General features: G+C 73.3%; 11 protein-coding genes. 6 read left to right on the top strand and 5 right to left on the bottom strand.

The window, feature by feature from the left end:
• Window positions 1-226 precede the first annotated feature (226 nt).
• On the bottom strand, window positions 227-886 hold the full coding sequence (locus ACFOY6_RS22825; protein WP_379652330.1) for a TIGR04282 family arsenosugar biosynthesis glycosyltransferase: 660 nt from the start codon (window positions 884-886) through the stop codon (window positions 227-229).
• Between the two features lie 174 nt (window positions 887-1060).
• Here ACFOY6_RS22825 and ACFOY6_RS22820 point away from each other — a divergent pair, with 174 nt between their 5' ends.
• From ACFOY6_RS22820 to arfB, 5 genes are all read left to right on the top strand, one after another.
• A complete protein-coding gene (locus ACFOY6_RS22820) occupies window positions 1061-2209 on the top strand; it encodes a PA0069 family radical SAM protein (protein ID WP_379652329.1) in 1149 nt (382 codons plus the stop codon).
• 114 nt (window positions 2210-2323) lie between these two features.
• Entirely contained in the window at window positions 2324-4285 is a 1962-nt protein-coding gene (locus ACFOY6_RS22815; RefSeq protein ID WP_379652328.1) for a hypothetical protein, read from the top strand.
• Between the two features lie 10 nt (window positions 4286-4295).
• Entirely contained in the window at window positions 4296-5237 is a 942-nt protein-coding gene (locus ACFOY6_RS22810) for a DUF2272 domain-containing protein (RefSeq protein ID WP_181378268.1), read from the top strand.
• Complete coding sequence (locus ACFOY6_RS22805) at window positions 5234-6352, top strand: NADH:flavin oxidoreductase/NADH oxidase (protein ID WP_379652327.1); 1119 nt, start codon at window positions 5234-5236, stop codon at window positions 6350-6352. Before ACFOY6_RS22810 ends, ACFOY6_RS22805 begins: the two co-directional genes overlap by 4 nt.
• Before the next feature lie 92 nt (window positions 6353-6444).
• Window positions 6445-6873 (top strand): alternative ribosome rescue aminoacyl-tRNA hydrolase ArfB, encoded by a 429-nt coding sequence (gene arfB / locus ACFOY6_RS22800; RefSeq protein WP_379635873.1) that lies wholly within the window; start codon window positions 6445-6447, stop codon window positions 6871-6873.
• Window positions 6874-7061: 188 nt separating this feature from the next.
• Here arfB and ACFOY6_RS22795 read toward each other — a convergent pair whose 3' ends face one another.
• From ACFOY6_RS22795 to ACFOY6_RS22780, 4 genes are all read right to left on the bottom strand, one after another.
• Entirely contained in the window at window positions 7062-7244 is a 183-nt protein-coding gene (locus ACFOY6_RS22795; protein WP_109518863.1) for a KGG domain-containing protein, read from the bottom strand.
• Window positions 7245-7357: 113 nt separating this feature from the next.
• Window positions 7358-8131, bottom strand: a complete 774-nt coding sequence (locus ACFOY6_RS22790; RefSeq protein ID WP_379632369.1) for an ABC transporter ATP-binding protein — start codon at window positions 8129-8131, stop codon at window positions 7358-7360.
• A 6-nt stretch (window positions 8132-8137) separates the two neighbouring features.
• Window positions 8138-8971 (bottom strand): ABC transporter permease, encoded by an 834-nt coding sequence (locus ACFOY6_RS22785; protein ID WP_379632371.1) that lies wholly within the window; start codon window positions 8969-8971, stop codon window positions 8138-8140.
• A gap of 78 nt (window positions 8972-9049) precedes the next feature.
• The gene (locus tag ACFOY6_RS22780; RefSeq protein WP_379652326.1) at window positions 9050-9637 is read right to left on the bottom strand and encodes an outer membrane lipoprotein; all 588 of its coding nucleotides are present in this window, start codon (window positions 9635-9637) and stop codon (window positions 9050-9052) included.
• Window positions 9638-9976: 339 nt separating this feature from the next.
• On the opposite strand from ACFOY6_RS22780, the gene ACFOY6_RS22775 reads away from it, so the two are divergent.
• Window positions 9977-11002 (top strand): lytic transglycosylase domain-containing protein (locus tag ACFOY6_RS22775; RefSeq protein ID WP_379652325.1); only part of this gene is annotated, 1026 nt, incomplete at its 3' end.

Below are 11002 nucleotides of genomic sequence, written 5' to 3'. Positions count from 1 at the left end.
CGCCACGCCGCGCCCGGTGTTCCCGTTGCAGGGGCGGGACGCGCTGGCGCTGGGCCTGCCGCCCGGCCCGGCGCTGCGGCAGGCGCTGGCGGCGGTGCGCCGCTGGTGGCTGGAGGGCGGCTGCGCGGCCTCGGCCGCCGCCTGCCGCGAGGAATTGCGGCGGGCCGTGCGTCCCTGACCGGCGCAGTATGGGCGCGGGATGCCGCGCCCGCCGCTCTGGCTGCCTTCAGCGTGGCTTCCGGCGCTTCGCCTTGCGGGTGCTGGCGGGCTTCACCGGCAGCACCGGCAGGCTGGCGAAGCTGCCGGGCTGCGCGCGCAGGGCCTGCAGGTCTTCCGCCGTGTCCACGTCGCGCAGCGTGCGCAGCAGGGCGATGCGGCGGCCGGTGAAGTTGGCCAAGGTATCGGCCAGCGCGTGCTCGGTGGACCAGCGCACCCGCCCGAAGGGCCGGGGCGGCCGCCGTGCCGAGAGGCCGGCCAGCCAGTAGCCGCCATCCTCCGCCGGCCCGAACACCGCATCCGCCCGGCCGAGGGCGCGGAAGGCGGCGGCGATGTCGGCGGCGGTGACGCCGGGGATGTCGCTGCCCACCACCACCACCACCACCCGGCCGCGCCGGGGGCGGGTGGCGTTGTCCAGCCTCTCGCCCAGGCCGCCCCGGCCCTGCGGCACGGTGGCGGGGCCGCGCGGCCAGCGGGCGCGGGCGCCGTCCGGCGTGGTGGCGAGCAGGGTCCGCCAGCGCCTGTCGCGGCCGATGGCGCGGGCGACCGCCGCGAGCTGGCCGCGGTAGAAGCGCAGCGCCGCCATGGCGCCGATGCCCCGGGCCAGGCGGCGCTTCACCGCGCCCAGCCTCGGGGCCTGGGCAAAGATCAGGACGGTGTCTCTGTGCATGGGGCCTCGCGAGCTGGCGTGGCAGAGATAGAGGATTGTGCCGCTGTCGGAACAGCCCTCCCTGTGGCCGAGTCACGCCGGCGCCAGGGCGGGCGGGATGATGTTCCTGCCATGTTCTTGACTTTCGCCGCGCGGCGGCGGCAGAGTCGGGCCGGAACGGAGGAAGAACCGACCATGCCGGAGGGCAGCATCCGCCCCGCCGCCTCCGCCCTGCTGGAGGGCACGCGCAAGGGCCGTGGCGCCACGGGAAACCCCCCCGTGCGCTTCGACCGCCTGGCCCTGGAAGCCTTCGACGATGGCTGGGAGACGCTGGCGGACAGCTTCGCCGCGCTGCCGCCGCTGCCGACGACGCTGACGAAGGATTCCGCCCGCACCGTCATCGCCTGGAACAACTCGCCCGATGTCGGGTTCGACCGCGCGGTGAACCCCTACCGGGGCTGCGAGCATGGCTGCGTCTACTGCTACGCCCGGCCCAGCCACGCCTATCTCGGCCTCTCGCCGGGGCTGGATTTCGAGACGCGGCTGATCTTCAAGGCCGATGTGGCGGCGCTGCTGGAGAAGGAGCTACGCAAGCCCGGCTACGTGCCGCGCCCCATTGCCCTCGGCTCCAACACCGACCCCTACCAGCCGGTGGAGCGGCAGCTGAAGCTGACCCGCGCCGTGCTGGAGGTGCTGGAGCGCTTCGGCCACCCGCTCACCATCGTCACCAAATCGGCCGGCGTGCTGCGGGACCTCGACATCCTGAAGCGGCTGGCGGAGCGGCGGCTGGTGCGGGTGTGCATCTCCGTCACCACGCTCGATGCCGGCCTCGCGCGCATCCTGGAGCCGCGCGCGGCAACGCCGGAGCGGCGCCTGGCCGCGCTGGGCGCGCTGGCCGGGGCCGGCATCCCCACCGCCGTGCTCGCCGCGCCGATGATTCCGGCGGTGAACGACATGGAGCTGGAGCGCATCCTGGAGCGCGCCAGCAGCCAGGGCGCCAGCCGCGCCGGCTATGTGCTGCTGCGCCTGCCGCTCGAGATCGCCGGGCTGTTCGAGGACTGGCTGCGCGCGCACATGCCGGACCGCGCCGAGCGCGTGCTCTCGCTGGTGCGGCAGACGCGCGGCGGGCGTGCCTACGATGCCGGCTTCGCCCAGCGCATGTCCGGCACCGGCCCCTATGCGGAGATGCTGGCGCACCGCTTCCGCGTCGCCGCGCGCCGGCTGGGGCTGGACCGCGCCGGCCCGCCCGGCCCCGGCCAGGAGAGCCTGGACTGCGCGCAATTCGCCGTGCCGCCGGCGGCGGGCGGGGCCTCCGGCGCGGCGCGGCAGCTCGCCCTGTTCTGAGCGCCCGCCGCGGGGGGAGAGAAGGCTGGGCGGTTGATCCGCCGCCCCGCGTGCGCCACCTTGGCTTCCGGCCTATCATGCCGCCACAGGACTGGAACGGAGCCGGAAGGACCGATGGCCGAATTGCTGCGCGAGCCCGAGCGTGACCGCCTCATCGCCTATCTGGAGCGGCAACTCCTGCGCACCGTGACGCTGGATGGGCAGGCGGTGCCGGCCCTGCGCGAGACGCATCTGCCTTTCCCCACCTCCGAATGGTGCTGGGTGGCCGACAGCGCCGCGGCCGCCGAGATGCTGGCCCAGCCGCACCTGCACGCGCGCTGGGGCGGGCTGGCCGACGGGCTGACCGACTTCCTGCTCGGCATGGGCACGGGCCATCTGCTGTTCAGCCGCGTCGCCGGGCCGGAATGCGTCATCCAGAGCGCCGATCCGCGCCAGCTTGTCATCCTCACCCAGGGCTATGAGTTCCGCGGCGACCTCTCGCGCGGCCTGCTGACCCAGTCGGTTCGGGGCGGCGCCGCCCGGCGCGAGATGCACTACACCGGCCACCTCGTGGAGTTCCGCCTGGGCCGGCAGCAGCATTGCCTGGATGTCGAGGATACCATCGCCGCCTATGGGGTGGAGCCGCGGCCGGAGGGCGCGCTGCTGTTCCATGAGAGCGTGCTGAAGGTGCAGGCCGGGCTGCTGCGCAAGACGGAGCGCGTGGTGGCGCGGCTGCGCTACGAATACACCATCCAGGCCCGCGACCCGCGCCTGCTGCTGCGCGTGACGCTGCGCGCCGAGCCGGGCGTGACGCTGGAGAATGTGCGCCTGACCACCGCGCTCGACGAGCTTTCCGCCGAGGCGGAGCGGCCCTTCGGCCAGCTGTTCACCGAGCGGGACGGGCGCTTCCTGCCCCTGCCGGCGGCCGGCACGGAGCTGTTCACGCTGCACCAGGGGCCGACCCGCCTTTTCAGCCTCATCGAGGAAACCGCGCCGGGCGCCGCGAACGGCCTGCACATCGCGCCGCTGGCGCCGCAGGCGCTGCAAAGCATCAAGGCCCGGACGCAGAATGGCCGGCTGCACTGGGTGCTGACGCGCTACCTCTTCCCGCGCGTCGAAGGCGGCGCCGAGGCCAGCATCCAGGAAGCGCGGCTGCTGACGGCCGGCACGCTGGCGGCCGGGCTGCCCGCCTACCAGGCCATCCTGGACGAGCCCGCCATCCTGTCCGGCCGCGATGCCGGGTTGAGCCCCGATGCCGGCACCGCCCTCAACGCGGTGGCCACGCAGATCTTCTTCGCCGCCCACAACGCCTATGCGGCGCCGCTGCCGGCGGAGCGCCAGGCGCAGATGCGCGTCTGGTACGACCGGCACGTGACGCAGTTCTTCGCCGGGCTGGGACCGGACGGCCAGGCCAGCCCGGGGCGCGTCTATCTGCGCTCCCTCGCCTTCGCCCTGCTCTCGCTCGACACCATGCTGCGCGCCACGGAGGAGCCGCGCTACGCGGAGCTTCTGGACCACGGGCTGACGCTGCTGGTGCGGCTGCAGCAGCCGGAGGAGACGGGCGGCGCCTTCGCCGATGCCGGCAAGACGGCCTATCTGGACTGCCACGCCGCCGCCATGCTGGCGCTGGCCCGGCTGCTGCCGCGCCGGCCGGAGCCGGTGCTGCAGGCGGCGCTGCGGCAGGCGCTGGCGGCGGTGCAGCTCGGCATCCTCAACGTGCCGCTGGAGAAGGGCTCGCACCGGCTGGAGACGCCCTTCGTGCGCCTGTACCGGGATGGCCGCTGGGAGGAGGATGGCGGCTTCTGGTCCTTCAAGCTGGGGCTGCTGATGCGGGCGCTGAACGCGCTGCGCCTGGCCGCGCAGGGCGGCTTCATCGTGCTGGAGCCGGCCGAGCAGGAGCGGGTGGCAGCCCTCACCGAGGCCTGCTTCGCCGAGTTGCGGGGCCGCGTGCGGGAGTTGGGCGAGGCGCTGGAGGTGCTCACCAGCCCGCTGGCCGGCGAGGGCAACGCCGCCACCCAGCCCGCCGTGCTGATGGGGCTGATGGCGCCCGATGCCGCCATCCTGCGCTTTTCCCAGCCGGCCACGGCACTGGGCTGAGACGGCACGCATGGCCCTGAAGGACCGGGTGCCGAAAGGCTGGCGCCGCCATGCCGGCCTGGCGGCGCTGCTGCTGGCGCTGCTGCCCGCCGCCTGCGCCGCGCCCCCGCCGCCCGCCAGCGCCGGCCTGGCGCCGCCCCTGCCTTACCCGCCCTCGGCGCGCGAGCGGATGCTGCGCCTGGCCCTGGCGGAATGGGAGGAATGGGGCCGCATCGTCGTGGAACCGACGGCCGGCCCCGCCCTGCACGAGGACGCCCCCGGCGGCCTGCCCGGGCCGGAATCGGCGGCGGCCAGCTTCCCGCGCGTGCTGGCCTACTGGCGCGCCACGGAGGAGGGCGAGGCCGCCATCGCCCGCAACCGCGCCCGCTACGCCAACGCGCTGGCCGATCCCGGCGCGCCGGCCTCGCTGTGGTCGGAGCCGGCCTGGTCGGCCGCCTTCATCAGCTACGTGATGCGCGGCGCGGGGGTGGACCGGCGGGAATTCCCGCCCTCCGCCGCGCACGCCTTCTACATCGACGGCATGATGGCCGATGCGCGGGACTTCCCGGCCACCGCGCCCTTCCTGCCGCGGGACTGGACCGGCTACGCGCCGCAGCCGGGCGACCTGCTCTGCGCCGACCGCTCCCGCCGGCCGCTGGCGCACTGGCAGGCGCGCTGGGCCGAGATCGGCCAGTTCCGGCCGATGCATTGCGACATCGTGGTGGCCGCCGGTCCCGGCGTGGTGGAGGCGGTGGGCGGCAACGTGGCCGATGCCGTCACCCTCTCGCGCTTCCCGGCCGACGCGGCGGGGCGGCTGCTGCCGCGCGCCGCCGGCGGCCCCGCCTGGTTCGCCGTGTTCGAGAACCGCCTGGGCCGGCTGCCGCCCTGGCAGCCACAGATGCAACCCATGGCCCAGCCACAGATGCAGCCCGGGGGGCCATTGCCGCCCGGAACCTGGAGGAACGCTTCATGACCGACCTGTTCGAGCCCCTGACGCTGCGGGGCGTGACGCTGCGCAACCGCATCGGCGTCTCCCCCATGTGCCAGTACAGCTGCGCGCCGGACGGGATGCCGACCGAGTGGCACCTGGCGCATCTGCACGCGCGGGCGATCGGCGGTGCCGGGCTGGTGATCGCGGAGGCCACCGGCGTCAGCCCCGAGGCGCGCATCACCCCCGCCGATCTGGGCCTGTGGAGCGACGCCCACATCCCCGGCCACGCCCGGCTCACCGCCGCCATCGCCGCCGCCGGCTCGGTGCCGGGCATCCAGATCGCGCATGCGGGGCGCAAGGCCAGCAGCAGCCCGCCCTGGGTGGGCGGCGTGGCCGGCGACGACCAGCATGGCTGGGAGCCGCTGGCGCCGAGCGCCGTGGCCTTCCCCGGCCTGCGGATGCCGCGCGCCATGACGGAGGCCGACATCGCCCAGGTGATCGCCGACTTCGTCGCCACGGCGCGCCGCTCGGTGGCGGCGGGCTACCGCTTCATCGAGATCCACGCGGCGCATGGCTACCTGCTGCACCAGTTCCTCTCGCCGCTCTCCAACCAGCGCAACGATGGCTGGGGCGGCGACTTCGCCGGGCGCACGCGGCTGACGCGCGAGGTGGTGGCCGCCGTGCGCGCCGCCATCCCGGAGGAGATGCCGCTGGCCATCCGCTTCTCCCACACCGACTGGACGGAGGGCGGCTGGACGACCGAGGAGACGGTGGAGCTGTCGCGCCAGGTGAAGGCGCAGGGGATCGACCTGATCGACGTCTCCTCCGGCGCGCTGGTGCCGGCGCAGATCCCGGTCGGCCCCGGGTACCAGGTGCCGGGCGCGGCCGCCGTGCGCGCCGGCGCGGAGATCCCCGTGGCGGCTGTCGGCATGATCACCGAGCCGCAGCAGGCGCAGGAGATCCTCGCCGAGGGCAAGGCCGACCTGATCCTGCTGGCGCGCGCCCTGCTGCGCGACCCGTACTGGCCGCTGCACGCCGCGGCGGCGCTGGGCCGCACCGAGGCGCTGCGCATCCCGCCGCAATACGACCGCGCCTGGGGCGCGCTCGGCAAGATGCCGATGGACAGCGCCATCGCCGAGCCGATGCCCGCCCTGTAAAGCGCCGCTCCCCCCGAACTCGCAGAAAAAAGAAGGGGGCCCCGGGGGAATTCATTCCCCCGGATTCTTTTCATCCCCCAAGGTCTGGCACCATGCCCCGCATACCCGTCACCGCCCGCCTGAGCATCGACGAATCCGAGCTGACGGAAAGCTTCGCGCGCGCCTCCGGCGCCGGCGGGCAGAACGTCAACAAGGTGGAGACGATGGTGCAGCTGCGCTTCGACGCGCGCAACTCGCCCAGCCTGCCGGAGCCGGTGCGGGAGCGGCTGATCCGCCTCGCCGGCCACCGGGCCACGGCGGCGGGGGAGGTGGTGATCACCGCGCAGCAGTTCCGCACCCAGGCGCGGAACCGGGAGGATGCTCTGGAGCGGCTGCTGGAGCTGATCCGCGAGGCCGCGGCGCCGCCGCCACCGAAGCGGCGGCCGACGCGCCCGACCCTTGGCTCGAAGAAGCGCCGGCTGGAAGGCAAATCCCAGCGCGGCGTCACCAAGCGGCTGCGCGGCAAGCCGGCGGCCGACTAGAGCCTTTCCGTCCGCACTGGCTCACGGATAAGGCCCTGGCTCATTGTTTTCGCGGGAACCTTCACGCGATCAGGCAAAGCTGGCTGCCTGCGGCCTGCTCTGACCGGCCAGCCCGCCCAGCCATATTCCGCACGACAAGGACGCCGAAGCGGCAGCCGGCCGGATGATACGATCCGGCCGGAGTCGCTTCAGTCGTTCTTGTGGCTGTTCTGGCCGCCCTTGCGGCCTGCCTCGGCCGCGCGCTCGTGGTCATTGGCGAAATTGTTGGGATCGTTCGCCTTGCCGCTGCCCACGGTTTCCTGCGACACGCCCTTCTTGCCCTCGGCCGAGCCGTGGCCGCCATGCTGGTCCTGAGACTTTCCTTGCGTCATCGGCTTGCTCCCTGTTCACCCGGGGGCAGGAGCGCCCGGCGGGTTTCCAGGAAAACGTCTCCCCCCGCCCCCGGTTGCGGCGCGGGAAGAGATGGAGCCGGCCGGGCTTTGCTCTAGGCCTGCTCCGCCGCCTGCGGCGTTTCCGCATGCGGCGACTGCACCGCGCCCAGAACCTGCTCCACGGTGCCGTCGGCGACGATGCGGCCGGCTTCCAGCTTGATGACGCGGGTGCACCAGCGGCGCACCACGTTCATGTCATGGGTGGCGATCACCAGGATGTCGGCACCCGTCACCAGCCGGGCGAGCCGCTCCTCGGCCTTGGTCATGAAGTCGGCGTCGCCGGCCAGGAACCACTCGTCCATCAGCAGGATCTGCGGCGTGATGGCGGTGGCCATGGCGAAGGCGAGCCGCACCTGCATGCCGGCGGAGTAGCCGCGCGTCGGCACGTCGAGGAACTCGCCAAGGCCGGAGAAGGCGGCGGCGTCCTGCTCCAGGGCCGCGATCTCCGCCTCGCTCATGCCGCGGTAGAGGCCGCGCAGGCGGATGTTCTCGCGCCCCGTGCTGTCGGAATCCATGCCGGCGGCGGGGTCGATCAGCGAGCCGATCTCGCCCTCCACCACCAGCTCGCCGGCGACCGGCTCGTAGATGCCGGCGAGTGTCCGCAGCAGGGTGGTCTTGCCGGCGCCATTGGTGCCGACCAGCGCCACACGCTCTCCACGGCGGATCTCGAAGGTCAGGTCGTGCAGGGCGGAGACGACGACGCGGTTCGACTCGTCGGTCTTCACGCGGATGGCGGCTTTGGCCAGCAGGCGCTTCTTCAGGCTGCGCGCGGCCAGGTGATAGAGCGGGAAGGCGATGCTCAGCCCACGGGCGGAAATGCTGGCCATGGCTGCTCAGACCCAGAAGGCGACGCGGCTGCGGAAGCGGACGAAGAAGGCCATGGCGGTGCCGCCCAGCACGCCGGTGTAGAGCAGCGCGGCCAGCCAGGTGGTCAGCGAGCCGCCGCCCTCGACCAGCGGGCCGCGCACCATCTCCAGCATGGTGTAGAACGGGTTGAGGGGCAGCCACTTGGCGCTCTCCCCCAGCAGCTCCGGCTTCCAGATCACCGGCGTCATGAAGAAGGCGAGCTGCATGACATTGGCGACGATCGGGCCGATGTCGCGGAACCGGGCGCAGATCATGCCGAGGAGCAGCGAGACGGAGAGGGCGTTCACCGCCAGCACCGCGAGGCCCGGGATGATCAGCAGCGCCTCGGCGCCCGGCCAGTGGCCCATCAGCGCGAACACCACCAGGATCAGCGGCAGGCTGTGCGCCGCGTTCAGCGCGTTGCGGAAGACGCAGCGCAGCGCGTGGGTGGTCAGCGGCAGGCGCAGCTGGCGGATCACCCCCTCGGCGTTGGAGAGACAGGTGGTGGCCTCCGACACCATGGCCGAGAGGGCGTTCCAGGTGATCAGGCTGGCCGCCAGATGCGGCAGGTAGTTGGCGATATCGAGCCGGAAGAGCTGCGCGTAGAGCAGCCCCATGCCCGCCACCAGCGCGGCGGTGGAGAGCGTGACCCAGAACGGCCCGATGACCGAGCCGCGGTAGCGGTTGCGCAGGTCGAGCCGCGCCAGCGTCCAGGCCAGCCGCCAGGAGGCGAAGCCGGCCCTGATGTCTGCCATGGCCCGGCCGGCGCGGTCCGGCTGGTTGGCGTCGATGCGATAGGTGGGAAGAACCGCTTGCTGCATGGCGGCCGCTCTATACACCCCAAATCTTCCGGGCCGCCAGCGGCCGGGGCGAAGGATCGCCCCGGCGTGTTGCGCGGATCAGTATTTCGGACCGCCATAGCTGGCGCCATGCGCCGGGGGGGTGCCGTAGGGGACGGTGCCGTAGGAGGCGGGCGGCGGGGCATAGGCGCCAGGCGGCGGGCCACCGGCGGCGCGGCTGAGGCGGGTCCGGTCGCCGCGCGCGATCACGACACGGTCATTGACCCCCAGGCCCTCCTCGTTGGTCTGCACCACCGAGATGTCGCCGCCCTGGTCCTCGCGCACGAAGAACTCGACGGCCTGCCCATCGCTGACACCGCGGCCGATGGCGTTGCCGGCGAGGCCGCCGAGCACCGCGCCGCCCAGGCCGGCCAGCGCGTTGGAGCGCCAGTCGCCGCCGATGAAGCTGCCGGCGACACCGCCGGCCACGGCGCCCGCGGCGGTGCCGACGCCGGAGCTGTTGCCCTGCACCTGGACCGGCCGCATGCCGACGATGGTGCCATAGGAGACGGAGGCGGCGCGGCCGAGCGCGGCGCTGCTGTAGGTGGCGCCGGTCTGCTGCGGTGCGCAGGCGGCCACCGTGCCGCCGATCAACATCACGGCAAGCCCGGCGCGAAGGCTGCGAGAGAGGCGGGAGGGCGCGGACATGCGTGAACCCTTTATCCGGAAGCTGCGATTCCAGGGAGACGGAAGCCCCGCCGGGCAATGCCCAGGGTTTCGCTCCCCATTTCCCTATGAGTGGTGTGCCGGCGACGCGAACGCCAGGGGGGCGGCCGCCCCCGCACACGAGGCTTGCGCTAATCTGCTGTATCCTTTAGCGCTTTGCGGGCAGATGTTCTGCTGAAACCTAAACCCGGGGCGGTTCCGGATTCGTCGGCGTGGGGGCGCAGGCGGTCCAGCACAGGAACCAGATCCACCGGGCCAGACGGAGAACAGGGGATGACTCCGTTCCAGTACGGTCGGATGGCGCCGGGGGGGCGCGTCCGCATGATGGCCACCTTGTCGCTGGTGGGCCTTTTGGCCGCCTGCGGCAGCAGCCAGCAGACCAGGACCGTCAGTTCCGGCGCCGCCGCGCAGTCGGCCGCCTACCCGCAACCCAGCAGCTATGACGCGCCCGGCCCGTCCAGCGATCCATGGGGGCCGTATATCCGCGAAGCCTCCAAGCGCTTCGACGTGCCGGAACGCTGGATCCGCGAGGTGATGCGGCAGGAGAGCGGCGGCCGCGTCGGCGCCCGCAGCCCGGTGGGCGCGATGGGGCTGATGCAGGTGATGCCCGGCACCTATGCCGAGCTGCGCGGCCGCTACGGGCTGGGGGACGACCCCTACCACCCGTGGAACAGCATCATGGCCGGCACCGCCTATGTGCGCGAGATGTACGAGCTGTATGGCAGCCCGGCCTTCCTCGCCGCCTACAATGCCGGCCCGCGCCGCCTGGAGGACTACCTCTGGAACGGCCGCGGCCTGCCGGCCGAGACGCGCAACTACGTCGCCCGCATCGGCCCGCGAATCGTCGACGCGCATCCAGGCCGCCGCGCGGCGCCGGAGGTCTATGCGGCGGCGGAGATCCCGCTGAGCATCCCGGCCGGACCGCGCCGCGGCGACACCGCCACCATGCTGGCGCTGCGCGAGCAGCGCAACGCGGTGGACCCGGGCATCCGCGTGGCGAGCCTGCCGCCGGGCCCGGTGGTGCGCATGGACCCGATCCCGGACGGCTCCACCTACAGCACCGAATCGGTGCAGGTGGCCAGCCTCGATCCGTCGATCGGCACCTCGCTGGGTGGTGGCTCCGTGGTGCGCATGGACCCGATCCCGGACGGCTCCACCTACGCCGCCGCCCCGGCCGCCGGCCCTGTGGTGCGCATGGAGCCGATTCCGGACGGCTCCACCTATGCCGCCGCGCCGCCCGCCGGCCCGCCGCTCGAGCTGGCCATGGCGCCGCCGCCCGCGCCACCGGCGCCACGGCCCAGCCCCGCGCCCGTGCCCAGCCTGCTGGCCTCGGCCTCGGCCAGCCAG

It is taken from the genome of Teichococcus aestuarii (genome assembly GCF_042651065.1).
Taxonomy (GTDB): Bacteria; Pseudomonadota; Alphaproteobacteria; order Acetobacterales; family Acetobacteraceae; genus Pseudoroseomonas; species Pseudoroseomonas aestuarii.
Note: the sequence above shows the minus strand (reverse complement) of the source record. Positions and strands in the feature narration are given on the sequence as shown.